Origin of the sequence: Cyanobacterium sp. T60_A2020_053 (assembly GCA_015272165.1) — a bacterium.
In the GTDB taxonomy this organism is placed as follows: Bacteria; Cyanobacteriota; Cyanobacteriia; order Cyanobacteriales; family Cyanobacteriaceae; genus Cyanobacterium.
In genome coordinates this window covers 1-16,227 of record JACYMF010000047.1, presented here as the reverse complement: position 1 = coordinate 16,227, position 16,227 = coordinate 1, and the positions used below count along the sequence as shown (strand labels likewise).

Genomic DNA, 16,227 nt, shown 5'->3' with positions numbered 1-16,227 from the left:
CGATTTTTTTGTTGGTTCGTTTACATCCCCCGTTGATTTCAGTGGGTATTTTTTTTGTTGAGAAATTCAACGGGGGTCTTTCACTCACATTTCAAGATAAAAAAATGACACAAAAAAAGGTCTTTAAAATTTGAGAATGAAAACCCCTTGCTTGATAAGAGGGGACTTGATATTTAATTTTTGCTTAAAATGTATAAATCCTGAATAATTTAAAACTTTGCCCCTTGTCAATTCCCCTTCTCCTAGTTTGTGACAGAAACAAAATTTTGTAAAGTTTTGTATAACTGATTTACCGAAATGCGAGGAGATGTACGAGGAATTAAAACAGCGCCCTTCGCCGTTACCAAATACATAACGGGTATTTCATATTGATATAGATTGAACCACTCTTCATTACTGGTAATATCCCTAATATCTAAAGTGACATCATCAATTAAATTTAACTTTTCCTCTAAACCTTCACAGAGATGACATCCCTGTTTACTGTACAGAATTATGTGCATGGGCGCTAATATATCTTATCTTAGTTATTCAAAAAATAAATAAGGGCTAAAGCCCCTATTTTTAATCAGATGTTAAGCAGTTTTTTGTTCTAAAGCCAACATCACATTATTAACAGTGGTATATAAATCTTCTCGATGATGAAAACTATCTAACCTTTGAATCACTTCTCCTCGGTGCATCAAAATTAAAGTCGGTAAACTGCGCAAACGATAGTTATTAGCTAAACGAAAATTTTGATCAGCATTGATACTGACAATTTTTAAATCATTTTGCCATTCCGACTCTAAACGGTTGAGAATAGGATGAAGCATCAAGCATAAACCACACCAAGGCGCCCAAAAATTAACTAGCACCACTTGCGGAGAATCCATAACTTCTCGCTGAAAAGTGTCTTGAGTAATAGTAATCATTTTAAAAAAGTATTTAAAGTAAACAAATTATAAAATAGCAGGGGGATCATGATCATAAATAAATGACGGTGACTTTCATTTACTAAGTAAAAAGCAAAAAGTTTAACCCTTTCATGAATCAACAGAATGGGATAAAGAAATAGTTATTTATGTTTTCCTTTTTAAAGAGAAGACTTTTGAGCTAAATTCTTTTATCTTGATCCCTTAACCCTATTGTGCAAGATCAATAGGTAGATCATCCACTATTCTTTGATAAAATTTTACATATAGCAATCCTAAATGATTCATGGCAATATCAATATCACAAAATTACAGCCAAGAATAATATCAAGTTCTTTTAATCACTTGTAAATCAATTCAAAAGAATCTTAGTTCAATTTATTGAACGTAATCACGTGAGCCGTGTAATTCATTACACGGTGGGTGTAGAACGAAGATAAAATCCTTTAGTAACGAATATCCATTGTCAATTGTCCATTACCAACTAACTCGACTGGTGACAGTCATCAACCAAGGATGAATAAACCAGAAAAGAAGTGTAAAACCACCTACGCCGATATAAGCAGGTTTAAGAAATTCAAGCCACTTAATTGTCTGGCGCCCTTCAACCATGGCTAAAAATGGTAATACTGATGTTCGCTCCTTGACCTTTAAAAAAGCATCGCCGTAGCGTTTTTCCCAGCGCCTGTCACCATGCCACACAGCGAATAAATGATGGGCAATTAACCCCAAAGAAGTCACCACCATAAAACTTGTGCCTAGCCAAAGAGTATGGGCGATACACCAAATAACTTGCCCTACCATTTGCGGATGACGAGTAATGCGAATAATACCAGTTTCATACAAGTGAATTTCAGGTTTTTGAATGGCGGCAATTTCTAAGAGATTAAAAGTAGCAGGATAAAGGAAAATAAATGACACCGCCGATAAAATCCACACCACCGTTTTAACCCCCGTAACTCCCTGCACATTCCACAACACCAAACCATCATAGCGATGATTGAAAAAGTAAATAATTAATACCGTAGCAAAGGGAATACTCACTAAAGCAAACAAAACTCGGTAAAGGCGCGCGCCGATCAAATTTTCCCCTCGACTTCTCAGCGCAGCTAAACCACTATGGGCCACCGCAAAACCCAATAGTAAAGCTATCATGATGCCATGACTAGGGGTTAACCATTGAGGTATTGTAACATCGACCATTTAATTAAGATTTATTAAGCTAACTATCCATTTTAGTTTAAGGCTCAAAGGGTTTTATAAGCAAGGGACACAAGAAGAAATAAGACGTTTTACAGCAAATTTTAGATGAATAAACGACATTTTTTGTCTCTCGCAAAGGCGCGAAGACGCAAAGGGAATTTTCGTGACAACCTAAAGTTTGGTTTAAGGAAATGAAAACTGCGGTAATACTTAATCTTTACCTTTGCCCTTTTATCAATTGTTTTGATGAATAAGCCATAATAAAAGATGAAGTTTTGTAACAAAGATGGTGGTAGTCAGTGAATTTTCTCAAAACCATAAGAAGTTTAGAAAGAGAAAAGCAAATCGATTTTTTAATATTATTTGGTTGTGGCTTGTGTTTTTGGATCAATATATCCTCGTTATTACCTACTTTACCTGCTTATATTCAAGATCAAGGCGCCCCTCCCCGTCAAGTAGCGCTAGTAATGAGTTTTTTTGCTGTTGGTTTGCTAGGATCACGGATATGGTTAGGACAATTAGCAGATTTAGGATGGCGCAACTATATCCTCAAAACTAATGTCAGTAAATCATTACAAACATGGTTAATCAAGGGTGGAAAGCTAGTGTTTGGGGCGCTGGTTAATTATCCCAGTCGTAAAGTAGTAATTTTAATTGGGGCGCTGGTGGTGGCGAGTGCGCCTCTCGGCTATATCATGGCGGATCAAATTCCTGAATTAATGGCTGTCAGAGCGTTTCATGGCATTAGCATTGCTGCTTTTACCACTGGATATAATGCCCTAGTGGTGGATTTATCCCCCCAAAAACAAAAAGGAGAATTAATCGGTTATATGAGTTTAGTTATACCATTAGGTACTGCGGTAGGTCCAGCTATGGGGGGTTTTTTACAGCAATCGGCTGGTTATACGGTGTTATTTTTTACGGTGGCTTTTTCGGGATTAATGGCAATGATTTTAGCCATTAGAGTCAGGGAATTACCAGAGTTAAAAAAACGTCAAAATGAAATAGAAAATAATCTTAAAAATGGACAAAGTGAAGTAGAAAATACTCGTTCTATGGCTACATTAATCAAAGATATATCATTTTTAATACCAACTATTATTTTATTATTTATAGGTACTTTGTTTGGTTGTTTAGTTACTTTTTTACCTCTTTATATTCGTTCTTTAAATCTTGATTTTAATATTGGTTTATTTTATACTGCAACTGCTTTTGGCTCGTTTGGAGTGCGCTTTTTCGCAGGAAAGGCATCAGATCGTTATGGGCGAGGAGTTTTCATTACTATTAGCCTTTGTTTTTACATCATTTCTATGGTAATTTTAGCCTTAGCAAATGAGCCTTTTTGGTTTATTTTGTCCGCCATAGTTGAGGGCATGGGCGCTGGAATTTTAATCCCCGTTATTTTAGCTCTTATTTCAGATCGTTGTACCTTTCAAGAAAGAGGCAAAGTTTTTTCCCTTTGTATCAGTGGTTTTGATGTTGGGGTAGCGGTGGGGGGCGCCCTTCTCGGTAGCTTAATTCTTGGTTTTGGTTATAAAATTATCTTTTTATCTTCAGGATTATTAGCGTTATTTTCTCTGATTATTTTTATTACTTATTCTAATCAAAATTTTGCTAACTCTTGGCGATTTGCTTTCGGTTTAAATCAAGATGATTTTGCTATTGTCTCAACTTTATCAGAAGGGAAGAGGGCAAAGGGCAAAGTTGAAAGGTTTTGAATACAATAAAATATTTAAAAAGTGCCAAAGATAGCCTTTTTTACCAAAAAATGCCCTCTTTTGTTTACCCCAATCAAAAATTATTGATACAAATGAGCAATTTATGAAAAATAAATATTTGGCTTAACTCTTTAATTTATAAGCATTTCACCGCGACACCTGACACCCGAAACCTGACACCTTCCCTCACAACACCACTTTTTCCTCAAGCCCTAATTTATCACTACATGAAAAACCAAAAATTTGTCCCCGTAGTATATCATCCCGATTATGTCACCCCAATTCCCCAAGAGCATCGCTTTCCCATGCCCAAATTCAAATTACTCTATGAATTATTACTAAAAGATGGTATCACCCACGAAAAAGTAACCCAGCGCCCTCCCCTCGCTACCAAAGAAATATTAGAATTAGTCCATAAACCAGAGTATATCGAGAAATACTGCACCGGTACACTAGAAGAAAAAGCCTTGAGACGCATCGGCTTACCTTGGAGTGAAGGAGTCGTAAAAAGAACTTGCACCGCAGTAGGAGGCACAATCTTAACCGCTCAAATCGCCTTAAAAGAAGGAATTTGCTGTAATACTGCCGGAGGCACTCACCACGCCTTCCCAGATTATGGCTCAGGATTTTGTATTTTTAACGATATAGCCATCACTTGCCGTTATTTACTGAAACATCAATTAGTCAAACGAATATTAATCATTGATTTAGACGTGCATCAAGGGGATGGCACAGCTTACACTTTTAGCCATCAGAGCGAAGTTTTTACCTTTTCCATGCACTGCGAAGCCAATTTTCCTTATCGTAAACAAATCAGCGATTTAGATATACCTTTACCTGTAGGGTTAGATGATGATGGTTACTTGCAAATATTAGCCTATCACCTCGAAGACTTATTAACTGAAATTAAACCAGATTTAGTAATTTATGATGCTGGAGTGGACACTCACAGAGAAGATAAACTAGGTAAACTATGCTTAACCAATACGGGATTATATCGCCGAGAAAGATTAGTAATTAGTAATTGTCTTGCTAGGGGTTATCCCGTAGCTTGTGTTATTGGCGGTGGTTATGCCAAAGATATTAACGAATTAGTGTATCGTCACTCCATCTTACATCGTGCCGTCCAAGACAGTATTTAATAATGGACAATTGTTGGCATTTCACCTAATACCTGACACCCAATACCTGACACCTTTTTTAAGGCATAATTTATCATATCGAAAGTAAAAGAGCCATTAAAACCTCAATTTTTTGATAAGATAAAATCTAAATATTATTAGCGTAAAAGCTATGACTAACTCCGCAGACAGACCAAGAAAACCCTTACCATTACCTCCCCTAGCGCCCCCCACCGTTACCCAAAGAAACACCGAAGAAGACGAACAAACTAGAGTAAGTTTAGGAAAAATGCCACCTCTTAGCCCTCCGGGGGGCATCAAAAGAGATCAAAAAATAGCACAACCGCCATCCTTTGACGATGATGACGAGGCTAGTGACGTTACCCAAATCAACCCGGGTCAACAAATGCCCCCTCTGAATCAGCGCCCCTCAGCCATGCCAGAATTGCAAGAGGCAACCCAAATGAGAACTCCCCTTGCCGTGCCACTAGGTAAAAACCCATTTCCCCCACGCCATGCCGAAAGCACTACCGTTAGTCGTGAAAGAGAAGAAACTGACGTAAAAATGGGATCGCCTATGGCTCGTGCTTCCCAGCGCCCTCCCACTCCCCAGCGCTCTACTTATGTACCATTATCTCCCCCTGTGGCACGGGCGCCGGGGCAACCATCCCTAGAAGAATTAATCCGCATCGCCTACGACAATGGCTACTCAGACTTACATTTAGGGGTGAGGGAATCCATTAGAATGCGAGATAGAGGGGAAATATTAACCCTTGAGCAATACCCAGAAATTGATGTTAATACCTTCATGAGTTGGTTAAGAGAAATTCTTGATGATAAAGACATCCAAAAATTTAAAAACGAATTAGAATTTGACGGAGCGACTCAATACGACTTCGCAAGGATCAGGATTAATATTTTTGATACCCTCACAGGTCCAGCAATGGTATTACGTCTAATTCCCCTGAAAATTCTCAGTCTCGAACAACTCAAACTTCCTCAGGTGTTTAAAGATGTCTGCGAAGCTCACAAAGGACTAATTCTCATTACCGGACCAACTGGGTCTGGTAAATCCACGACCCTAGCCGCTATGATTGACTATATCAATAGTGAACAGAGTAAAAATATTATCACCATTGAAGACCCTGTGGAATTTGTCCACAAAAGTCGTAAATCCCTAATTAAACAAAGGGAAGTAGGAGTTCATACCCAAAAATTTGATAACGCCCTCAAAGCCTCCCTACGGGAAGACCCTGACATCATTCTAGTGGGGGAAATGCGAGATAAAGAAACCGTTAATACAGCCCTGAAAGCAGCTCAGACAGGTCACTTAGTCATGGGTACACTACACACCAACAGCGCCGTTAAAACCTTAGAACGTATTTTCACCCTGTATAGTGCTGATGAACAACCAGCCATGCGTAGTGCCATTGCCGAATCTTTAGTTAGTATTATCGCTCAAGGGTTATGTCGTACCACAGATGGAAAAAGGGCAGCTTATCACGATATTTTAATTAATACCGAGACAGTAAAGGATTATATTTTGAGTAACAAATACGATGAAATTACCGTTTTAATGGATGAAGGAGAATTTGACGGCATGATGACCATGAATAAATCATTATTTAATCTCTATCAAGAAGGTCGCATTACCGAAGAAACAGCCCTCGAAAAATCACCCATTCGTAATGAAATGGCAATGATGTTACGAGGCAGAGTGTAAATGGATAATGGATAATAATGAATAATTGATTATCTCCCCTTGCTTCCGTATCTCCCTGTCTCCCCTTGCTTCCGTATCTCCCTGTCTCCCCTTGCTTCCGTGTCTCCCTGTCTCCCCTATGCCCCCAAAGGGTATTGAAAGTTAGAACATAAATTGTTTGTAATTCTAAGGTTGTAATGATTTTGATTATCATTTTTGAAATTAGTGAAGGGAAAATAGAGGAGTGAAAAAAAACATTATTAAATTGGGTTTAGGCACTGTAACGTTAGGATTCAGCGCCCTCCACCCTGCCACAGAGATATTAGCAAATGAAGCTATTTTGCAGGAATTAGAACAAAGTCAGCAAAATCAAGTTACATCTGTGTCACAATTAAGTGACGTATCTCCCACGGATTGGGCTTATGAAGCGCTCAGAAACTTAGTAGAAAGATATGGCTGTATCGCTGGATACCCAGATCGTACTTTTCGGGGTAATCGTGCCTTGAGTCGTTATGAATTTGCAGCCGGTTTAAATGCCTGTATGCAACAAATCGAAAGATTAGTTAGCACTCCCGGCGGTGGTGGTGTGGGTGATGGGGATTTAGCTACCCTGAGAAGATTATTAGGAGAGTTTGAAACGGAATTATCTACCCTCGGCGCCCGTGTGGATAGCTTAGAAGGAAAAGTGGCATTTTTAGAAGATCATCAATTCTCCACTACCACCAAATTAGCAGGGGAAGTCATTTTTGGTTTAAGTAGTATTGTAGCAGGGCAAACAAATAGCGGTGCGACAGAAATTCCTAGAGTGCCTGTATTCGGTAATCGCACCCGTTTAGAATTAGCTACCAGTTTTACAGGAAAAGACGAGTTATTCGTGCGCCTAGCTACGGGTAATTTTCCTGACTTTGCCGACACTGCCGACACTGCCCAAGCTAGTCTTGCTTTTGCCCAACCAGAAGGCAATGACGTTGGTTTAGAAGTGCTTAATTATCGTTTTCCTCTCGGTGCTGTGGATGTTTTGGTGGAGGGCGCTGGGGGCGCTTTTGATGACTTTACCGATACCGTTAGCATTCTTGATGGTGACGGTGGCAGCGGTGCTTTATCCGGTTTTGGTACTCGCAACCTCGTTTATTATCAGGGGGGGGGCGCTGGTTTAGGATTAACAGGTAACCTCGGGGAGCGATTTAACTGGAGTCTGGGTTATTTAGCGTCGGAGGGCGCTTCACCTACTGATGGTAACGGTTTATTTGATGGTGGATATGGTGCCATCGCTCAACTTGGGTTTAATCCTAGCGATAATTTTACCCTAGCCTTGGCTTACGGGCGCGGTTACAATACCTCCGAAATTAGCGCCTACAGTGGTCAATTTAGGGATGTAGTAGAAAACGTTAATACCACCCATGATACCTATGCCCTCAGTATGTCATGGCGTTTAAATCCTAAATTTGTTCTCGGTGGTTGGGGAGGTTTAACCAATGTTTCTACCCTAAATACTTTTGTGGATGTTAACAATAATCAACTATCGACAGGTAACGCAGACTTATACTATTGGGCAGTTAGTCTCGGTTTTCCTGACTTATTCCGAGAAGGCAATCTAGGAGGAGTTATTATTGGACAACAACCGAAATTATCAGGTACAAGTTTTGCCACCAATGAAATTGGTTTAACTGATGATAGTGAGTCTTATCACATTGAGGCATTTTATCAGTATGCTTTATCGGATCGAATTAGTGTTACCCCGGGTGTGGTAGTAGTGACAAATCCTAACAATGACACTAATAACTCAGCGTTAGTAATTGGGACAATTCGTACTACTTTCTCTTTCTAATTTAAATACTACACTACTGGATTTCGGGCTTCTCGCCCGAATCTAATCAAACTGACTTAGAATGAATTTATCTTAAATTGCAAATTGTGAAGAAATTATATGGCAAAAATTACTTTAGAAATCTCCGATGAATTATCACAACAATTATTAGAAATTGGTGATAGTCTTCCCGAATTTTTAGCGTTAAGTTTGCAACAACCCCCACTTCCTGCGAAGATTTATCATTATATTCTTAATTTTTTAGCTAGTAAGCCAACCCCAGAAGAAATACTGAATTTTCGTCCTAGTCTTCAAATGCAGGAACGTCTTAACGCACTAATGACGAGAAACGAGAAAGGAGAATTGACAGCCAGAGAGCTTTTAAATTAGCTTTTGTATTTAAACCAATGGTTTCTAGTAAACGAATAATGGCTTCTTGATCTTCTTTTTTTGTTTTAGAAAAAAGGGTGGCTAAAACATTTTTTTTCTTATTAATTACTAAGTCTAAATTTTCTCTAACAGTTAAGTTAAGATATATCCTAGGAGTTTGAAATTTTCTGCCAATGCCCATAATAGCAATGGTGTGTTCACGGTGTTTTTTTAAGTCTTTCCCTTTAAATAAAACTCTTCCTTTAGTAGGTTTTACTTTCCCTGTAATTACATCTAAAAAGGTGGTTTTTCCAGCACCATTTGGACCGATAATCACTCTCAATTCCCCTTTATCGAGATGAAAATTGAGATTATTAAGTGCTTTAAATCCATCAAAACTTACCGTTAGGTCTTGAATTTCTAAAATTCTTTCAGTCATGGGGCAATTTTATGATTTTTACCATTAAAACAAGGTAACATTATCATAAGCTAATTTCTCATTCTGTAATCAAATTGACGGTAATTTCATAAACTATAACCATGATTATTTCTTTTATTTCTTTTCTCAGCGCCCTCCTCCTCTTTTTTACCCCTTTTGCTTCAATTTTTCACATTGAAGGGCAACCACCGCAAAATTTAGGGGTACAGAATCAACATTTAGCCCCCTGCCCCAAAACTCCGAATTGTGTAATTACTGATAGTGGTGATACAGAACATTATATTGAGCCAATTGCATATGACGGAGCGATGGAAGAAGTGCGAGGGGCGCTGTTAAAAGTATTGACAGTTGTACCAAATACGGAAATTGTGGCAGAAAAAGATAACTATATTCGCATTAAATCCACCAGTAAGATTATGGGATTTGCTGACGATACAGAATTTTATTTTCCAGAAGGGCAAAAAATAATTAAAATGAGAGCCAGCGCCCGTCTGGGAGAATCAGATTTAGGGGTTAACCGTCGTCGTTTAGAACAAATTAGATTAGCTCTTACTGATTTTTTAAGCTAATATCACCACATTAAAAAATAAAAAAATGACAGAATCAGAACAAAAAAACCTACAACCAGAAGAAAACCAAGAAGAAATTACGCCCCTACGGTGTTTTACGGGCGCTGGAATATCAGGGGCATTGGCGGTGGGCGCTTATTTACTAACAAAATCAGTAATACAAACCTATATGGATTTACCGATTACTTTTGATAATCCCATGGCAGTGCGCATTGCTTCCACCGTGCGAACATTGATCATGGGTATTACCACCATGGCAACTTTTGTATTTGTTATGGTGACAGTGGGTTTAACGGCTTTAGGCATTCAGTTAATGATTAGAGGTCAAAAAATTAATTAAGCAAAATATAATAGTTATTGTATTTAGAACAGATCAAGGTAAATGACGATAACTTACTGCAAAAATTTGGATGTTCCCCTAGCAAAAATTGCCAAATTTTGTCAAAAATGGAACATAGTTGAATTTGCTGTTTTTGGTTCCGTTTTAAGAGATGATTTCAATGCTCATAGTGATGTTGATTGTTTGGTTAAATTTTCTGATCATGCTGACTGGAGTTTATTTGACCGTGTAAAAATGAAAGAAGAATTAACTCTAATTTTGAATAACAAAGTTGATTTAGTTAATCGAAAATCAGTCGAAAACAGTGAAAATTGGCTACGAAAACAAGAGATTTTAAAAAGTAGTAAAATCATTTATGTCCAAGAATAAAGATCAGGCTTCTTTAATTGATGTAATTAACGCTTGTCGCAAAATTATCAAATATAAAAGTGGTTTAGATAATTAATTTTTTGATTGGTAAGTTAAACTTGTTGAAAGGAACGATCAGGATCACAATGATTCACCTCAATCAAAACGTGACTAAGTTTAGGAATATGTTGTAGTAATTTTTTATAATGTTCAGGAGATTGAGGATAGTGGGTGACGACAGAAATCATGACGGATAAATCATCTTGACTTAAATACCAAAGATGAAAGTCAGCGACTTGATTGTCAGCATCAGCTTCAATGGCATCAATGATCATTAATCGAACTTTTTTATCAGTTACTCCATCAAGTAAAATCAATCCTGTATCCTGAATCAAGCCATAAGCCCATTTAGCGATAACTCCAGCGCCCACCACCCCCATAATGGCATCCATCCATACCCAATCAAGATATTTACCCGTAAATAAGGCTACGATGGCTAAAACTGACGTTAAAGCATCTGCGAGTACATGAATATAAGCAGCTTGGAGATTGAGATCATGATGATGATCGTGATCGTGATGATCATGGTGATCATCTTGTAGTAAAAAAGCACTAATTAAATTAATAATTAAACCAATAATTGCCACGATAATAGCTTCATTAAATTGAATAGCATTGGGATTAAACAGACGCATTCCCGACTCCAAAATCATTATTAGGGCAATTATTCCTAAAGCAACAGCATTGGCAAAACCTCCTAAAACTCCTACTTTACCAGTACCAAAAGTGTATTGAGGATTATGGCGATTTTTACGAGCATACTGATAAGTAAATAAAGTAATGGCAAAAGCACCCACATGGGTAGCCATGTGCCAACCATCAGCTAATAAAGCCATCGAACCAAAAATCATCCCTGCTATAATTTCGACAACCATAGTAACAGCCGTTAAAGCCATAACTATTTGAGTTTTTTTCTCACTTTTTTGACTATCCAAAATAAAATAATGAGAGTGTTGCCATGTTTCTAAAGTTTCTTGGTGCATAAATTTATTAGTATGTCTTTTGCGTCATTCATACCATAATAAATCACTTAGTGAGGAAAACCCTACCCTTGTTTCATGAGAAATAACCGCAAAAAACGTAACATAAGTTAACATAGGATATAACAATAAAAAAGCTCAAATAAAGCATTATCAAGACAGATTGATAAGATCAGTATATATAAGATAGGAGGCTATCCAAAAAGTGAGCAAAAATAATAAAAAGTGGCGCAATGTGGGACTATATGCCATTTTAGCAGTGGTAGTAGTAGCCCTAGGCACAGCATTTTTAGATCGCCCTCAAGGGGAGCAATCAAGTTGGAAATATAGCCAATTTATTGACGAAGTACAAACCAATAAAGTAGAAAGAGTACAATTAAGTGCAGATCGTACTCAAGCTATGGCTACAGCTAGAGATGGGCAAAGATTTTTAGTTAATTTACCCAATGATCCTCAGTTAATTGATATTTTATCCGACAATAAAGTTGATATTGCTGTATTACCTCAAAGTGATGAGGGTTTCTGGTTTAGAGCTTTAAGTAGTCTCTTTTTCCCAGTATTATTGTTAGTCGGTTTATTCTTCTTACTGCGCCGTGCTTCTAGTGGACCCGGTTCTCAGGCGATGAATTTTGGTAAATCCAAAGCAAGAGTACAAATGGAGCCTCAAACTCAAGTTACTTTCGCTGACGTAGCCGGTATTGAACAAGCTAAGTTAGAGTTAACGGAAGTGGTTGACTTTTTGAAAAATGGTGAAAGATTTACTGCTCTTGGCGCAAAAATTCCGAAAGGAGTTTTATTGGTAGGACCTCCGGGTACTGGTAAAACCTTACTAGCCAAAGCCGTTGCTGGTGAAGCCGGTGTACCTTTCTTCAGCATTTCTGGTTCTGAATTTGTGGAAATGTTTGTGGGTGTGGGTGCTTCTCGGGTAAGAGATTTATTTGAACAAGCGAAGCAAAATGCTCCCTGTATCGTGTTTATCGATGAGATTGACGCTGTTGGTCGTCAGAGGGGCGCTGGTTTAGGTGGCGGTAATGATGAAAGAGAACAAACTCTTAACCAGTTGTTGACAGAAATGGATGGTTTTGAGGGTAATACTGGAATCATCATTGTGGCTGCTACTAACCGCCCTGATGTCTTGGATTCTGCTTTATTACGTCCGGGTCGTTTTGATCGTCAGGTAGTGGTAGATCGTCCTGATTTTGCTGGACGTTCGGAAATTTTAGGGGTTCATGCTCAAGGTAAAACCCTTTCTAAAGATGTGGACTTGGAAAAAATTGCTCGTCGTACTCCTGGTTTTACGGGCGCTGACCTTTCTAATTTACTCAATGAAGCGGCAATTTTAGCGGCGCGCCGCAACCTCACAGAAATCTCGATGGATGAGATTAATGATGCTATTGATCGGGTTTTAGCTGGTCCTGAGAAGAAAAATCGGGTTATGAGCGAAAAACGCAAGACTTTAGTGGCTTATCATGAAGCTGGTCATGCTTTGGTAGGGGCGCTGATGCCGGATTATGATCCTGTCCAAAAAATTAGTATCATTCCCCGGGGGCGCGCTGGCGGTTTAACTTGGTTTACTCCTAGTGAAGATCGCATGGAATCTGGTTTATATTCTCGTTCTTACTTGCAAAATCAAATGGCTGTGGCTCTTGGTGGTCGTATCGCTGAGGAAATTATCTTTGGTGAGGAGGAAGTGACGACGGGCGCTTCTAATGATTTACAACAAGTGGCAAGGGTTGCACGTCAGATGATTACTCGTTTTGGTATGAGTGATCGTCTTGGACCTGTGGCGTTGGGTCGCCAAAATGGTAATGTGTTTATGGGTCGTGATATTGCTTCTGACCGTGATTTTTCTGATACTACCGCCGCTACCATTGACGAGGAAGTCAAGCAGTTGGTGGATCGCGCTTACCAAAGGGCAAAAGAGGTATTAGTCGAAAACCGTGGGATTCTTGATAAATTAGCTCAAATGTTGGTAGAAAAAGAAACCGTTGAAGCTGACGAGTTACAAGAGGTGCTTAACAATAGTGAAGTCAAAATGGCTGCTATTGTTTAATGTGATCTGGTTATTTTGATTAATTTTTTGAGGGTGGACAATGTCCGCCCTTTTTTTGGTTACTTGTATTTTGTGGTGTAGGCTAACCTTATTTTTTGAAATAAATAAAAAACAAGCAGTTATAAACGAGGATTAGCGCCCTCCACCATCATCTTAGCGAACTGATAAAACTTGAGTATCATTAAAAGTTTGAGTTTTAGTAGGCTTGATGTAAACAATTTGACCTTTAGTAATATTAAGATTTTTAAACTCTTCTCGACTTAAATGAGCAGTAATTTCCCAATTATCATCTGAGAATAATTCTACTTGAATATCCGACCCTAAATGAATAATTGTTTTAACTTTTACAGGAATACTCAACTCATCTTTTTCTAGTAAAATATCTAAATCATGAGGACGAATAAAAATATCAGAACTATGCTCATCTTTCTGATTAAATAATGTCAAATTACTAGGTAAAATATTGACTTCCCCAATAAATTTCATCACGAAAGGCGAAGTTGGATGATCATAAATTTGGGCAGGTGTGCCAATCTGTTCAATAACACCATGATTCATTACCACGATTTCATCCGCCACCTCCATAGCTTCCTCTTGATCGTGAGTTACAAAGACACTGGTAATATGTACTTCATCATGTAATCTTCTTAGCCACGCCCTTAAATCCTTTCTCACCTTAGCATCCAGCGCCCCAAACGGTTCATCTAATAATAAAACTTGAGGTTGTACTGCCAAGGCGCGCGCCAACGCTACCCTCTGCCTTTGTCCTCCCGATAATTGACTGGAATAGCGGTCGCCTAAACCTTCTAACTGAATTAAATCAAGTAGTTCAGCTACTCTTTCTTTAATTTGGGTGGAGGGCGCTTTACGAATTTGTAACCCAAAAGCAATATTTTCCCTGATAGTTAAATGTCTAAATAAAGCATAATGTTGAAATACAAAACCAATATTTCTTTTACGAATATCAAGGTTAGTAGTGTCTTTTCCATTGATAATTACTTGACCACTATCGGGGGTTTCTAAACCAGCAATTACCCTCAAAAGAGTAGATTTTCCTGAACCATAAAGACCTAATAAAGCAACTAAAGTATTAGTTTTAACTTCTAAATTAATATTTTTTAGAGCTTCAAAGTTGCCAAAATTATTGTTAACCTCATTAATAATAATACCCATTTTTTTATCTGTATATATATTTTTATATTGTGAACAAAAGCCCCTTTATTTATCTTTTATTAGGATAATTTAAGAGGGATAAAACCTTAATTTAAGAGTGCTATATTTTAAAATTAATCAATTTTGGTATAGTATTCCAAAATTTCTTTACCAATAAGAGTAACCACAGCTAACAATACCAATACCACCGAAGCAGCAAAAGCTGATTGAGCTTGATAATTTTTGTAAGCTAACTCCACAAATATAGGTAAAGATGCTGTTTTACCGATAATATTGCCAGAAACAACAGCGATCGCACCATATTCCCCCACAGCCCGAGCATTAGTCAGCAAAACTCCATAAAGTAAACCCCAGCGAATGCCCGGCAGAGTAACCCTCCAAAAAATCTGTAAATCAGTTGCTCCTAAACTTCGAGCCGCATCTTCCTGCTCACTACCAATCTCTTCCAACACAGGAATTACTTCCCTCGCCACAAAAGGCAGAGTCACAAAAATAGTAGCTAAAACCATGCCGGGAAGAGCAAAAACAATCTTGACATCAAGATATTCCAGCAAACCATTAAACCAATCATTACGCCCATACAACAACACCATCATCAACCCAGCCACCAGAGGAGAAATGGAAAAAGGCAAATCAATAATACTCATCAAAAGAGCCTTACCACGAAAACGATTCCTCGCAATTACCCAAGCCGCACATAAACCAAACACCGTATTTAAAGGAACACTAAACACCGACAAAATAACTGTTAACCATATCGCCTGAATAAATTCTCGTTGTTGTATTGCTTCAAAAAAAGTTGGTACGCCCTGTTTAAAAGCCTCATAAAATACCGAGATAGCTGGAATTAATAAAATTAAACCCAAATAAATAAAAACAATCAAAATTACCCAATTTTTACCTGTATTTAAATTCTTAATTGTCTGCATAACTTTTACCCCATTCCTGTAGTAGATTAATCACTAGCAAAAAAACCAACGAAATAAATAATAAAACTGTGCCGATCACCGTAGCGCCCACATAATCATACTGTTCCAGCTTTTGCAGTACCAATACAGGGGCAATCAAATCCCGAAACGGAATATTAGACGCAATAATGACGATAGTTCCATAAGAACCGATTGCCCTTGAAAAACCCAATGCCACACCTGCCGAGATGGCAGGAAGTAAAGGAGGTAAAACAACAAGACGAAAAGTTTGCCAATCTGTAGCGCCCAACGACCAAGCGGCTTCCTCAATCTCTGTGCCCATCTCCTGTAATACTGGCTGTAATGTTCTGACTACAAAAGGTAAGGCGATAAATAACATTGCCACAAATACCCCCAAAGGAGAAAATGTGATTTGAACGTTCGTTGCGACAGTCCCCAATCTCAGCAAAGCGGATTGGGGAAGGATAGCGACACCCTTATTTATTTCCCCCCTTCTTGATTT

At 38.2% G+C, this 16,227-nt stretch carries 16 protein-coding genes and 1 pseudogene; 9 read left to right on the top strand and 8 right to left on the bottom strand.

Going from position 1 to position 16,227, the window contains the following annotated elements:
* Positions 1–242 precede the first annotated feature (242 nt).
* From IGQ45_06725 to IGQ45_06715, 3 genes are all read right to left on the bottom strand, one after another.
* The gene (locus IGQ45_06725; protein MBF2056906.1) at positions 243–503 is read right to left on the bottom strand and encodes a glutaredoxin family protein; all 261 of its coding nucleotides are present in this window, start codon (positions 501–503) and stop codon (positions 243–245) included.
* A gap of 72 nt (positions 504–575) precedes the next feature.
* On the bottom strand, positions 576–914 hold the full coding sequence (locus tag IGQ45_06720; protein ID MBF2056905.1) for a thioredoxin family protein: 339 nt from the start codon (positions 912–914) through the stop codon (positions 576–578).
* A 477-nt stretch (positions 915–1,391) separates the two neighbouring features.
* Positions 1,392–2,069: a hypothetical protein gene (locus tag IGQ45_06715; protein MBF2056904.1), complete on the bottom strand. Its 678-nt coding sequence runs from the start codon at positions 2,067–2,069 to the stop codon at positions 1,392–1,394.
* Between the two features lie 347 nt (positions 2,070–2,416).
* Here IGQ45_06715 and IGQ45_06710 point away from each other — a divergent pair, with 347 nt between their 5' ends.
* The 5 genes from IGQ45_06710 (at position 2,417) to IGQ45_06690 (ending at position 8,855) form a co-directional block, all read left to right on the top strand.
* Positions 2,417–3,835 carry an MFS transporter gene (locus IGQ45_06710; GenBank protein ID MBF2056903.1) on the top strand — a complete coding sequence of 473 codons (1,419 nt, stop codon included), beginning with the start codon at positions 2,417–2,419 and terminating at the stop codon, positions 3,833–3,835.
* Between the two features lie 227 nt (positions 3,836–4,062).
* Positions 4,063–4,977: a histone deacetylase gene (locus IGQ45_06705; GenBank protein ID MBF2056902.1), complete on the top strand. Its 915-nt coding sequence runs from the start codon at positions 4,063–4,065 to the stop codon at positions 4,975–4,977.
* A 151-nt stretch (positions 4,978–5,128) separates the two neighbouring features.
* Positions 5,129–6,679, top strand: a complete 1,551-nt coding sequence (locus IGQ45_06700; protein ID MBF2056901.1) for a PilT/PilU family type 4a pilus ATPase — start codon at positions 5,129–5,131, stop codon at positions 6,677–6,679.
* 223 nt (positions 6,680–6,902) lie between these two features.
* Positions 6,903–8,486, top strand: a complete 1,584-nt coding sequence (locus IGQ45_06695; GenBank protein ID MBF2056900.1) for a carbohydrate porin — start codon at positions 6,903–6,905, stop codon at positions 8,484–8,486.
* A 99-nt stretch (positions 8,487–8,585) separates the two neighbouring features.
* Positions 8,586–8,855: a hypothetical protein gene (locus IGQ45_06690; protein ID MBF2056899.1), complete on the top strand. Its 270-nt coding sequence runs from the start codon at positions 8,586–8,588 to the stop codon at positions 8,853–8,855.
* Here IGQ45_06690 and IGQ45_06685 read toward each other — a convergent pair.
* Positions 8,794–9,273, bottom strand: coding sequence for an ATP-binding cassette domain-containing protein (locus IGQ45_06685; GenBank protein MBF2056898.1), 480 nt, complete (start codon positions 9,271–9,273; stop codon positions 8,794–8,796). The genes IGQ45_06690 and IGQ45_06685 overlap by 62 nt on opposite strands.
* A 101-nt stretch (positions 9,274–9,374) precedes the next feature.
* Between IGQ45_06685 and IGQ45_06680 the strand changes: the two genes are divergently transcribed.
* From IGQ45_06680 to IGQ45_06670, 3 genes are read left to right on the top strand one after another with little or no spacing between them, the layout of a single operon-like run.
* Complete coding sequence (locus IGQ45_06680) at positions 9,375–9,842, top strand: DUF1499 domain-containing protein (GenBank protein MBF2056897.1); 468 nt, start codon at positions 9,375–9,377, stop codon at positions 9,840–9,842.
* 25 nt (positions 9,843–9,867) lie between these two features.
* The gene (locus tag IGQ45_06675; GenBank protein ID MBF2056896.1) at positions 9,868–10,182 is read left to right on the top strand and encodes a DUF3082 domain-containing protein; all 315 of its coding nucleotides are present in this window, start codon (positions 9,868–9,870) and stop codon (positions 10,180–10,182) included.
* A 42-nt stretch (positions 10,183–10,224) separates the two neighbouring features.
* On the top strand, positions 10,225–10,551 hold the full coding sequence (locus IGQ45_06670) for a nucleotidyltransferase domain-containing protein (GenBank protein ID MBF2056895.1): 327 nt from the start codon (positions 10,225–10,227) through the stop codon (positions 10,549–10,551).
* A gap of 92 nt (positions 10,552–10,643) precedes the next feature.
* Here IGQ45_06670 and dmeF read toward each other — a convergent pair whose 3' ends face one another.
* Positions 10,644–11,573, bottom strand: coding sequence for a CDF family Co(II)/Ni(II) efflux transporter DmeF (gene dmeF / locus IGQ45_06665; protein MBF2056894.1), 930 nt, complete (start codon positions 11,571–11,573; stop codon positions 10,644–10,646).
* A 202-nt stretch (positions 11,574–11,775) separates the two neighbouring features.
* On the opposite strand from dmeF, the gene ftsH3 reads away from it, so the two are divergent.
* The gene (gene ftsH3 / locus IGQ45_06660; GenBank protein ID MBF2056893.1) at positions 11,776–13,623 is read left to right on the top strand and encodes an ATP-dependent zinc metalloprotease FtsH3; all 1,848 of its coding nucleotides are present in this window, start codon (positions 11,776–11,778) and stop codon (positions 13,621–13,623) included.
* A 153-nt stretch (positions 13,624–13,776) separates the two neighbouring features.
* Here the strand turns inward: ftsH3 and IGQ45_06655 are convergent, their stop codons facing one another.
* The 3 genes and pseudogenes from IGQ45_06655 to IGQ45_06645 form a co-directional block, all read right to left on the bottom strand.
* Positions 13,777–14,796 carry a sulfate/molybdate ABC transporter ATP-binding protein gene (locus IGQ45_06655; GenBank protein MBF2056892.1) on the bottom strand — a complete coding sequence of 340 codons (1,020 nt, stop codon included), beginning with the start codon at positions 14,794–14,796 and terminating at the stop codon, positions 13,777–13,779.
* A gap of 113 nt (positions 14,797–14,909) precedes the next feature.
* The gene (gene cysW, locus IGQ45_06650) at positions 14,910–15,725 is read right to left on the bottom strand and encodes a sulfate ABC transporter permease subunit CysW (GenBank protein MBF2056891.1); all 816 of its coding nucleotides are present in this window, start codon (positions 15,723–15,725) and stop codon (positions 14,910–14,912) included.
* A pseudogene (locus tag IGQ45_06645) lies at positions 15,712–16,143 on the bottom strand (ABC transporter permease subunit). Before IGQ45_06645 ends, cysW begins: the two are co-directional and overlap by 14 nt.
* Between the last annotated feature and the right edge of the window lie 84 nt (positions 16,144–16,227).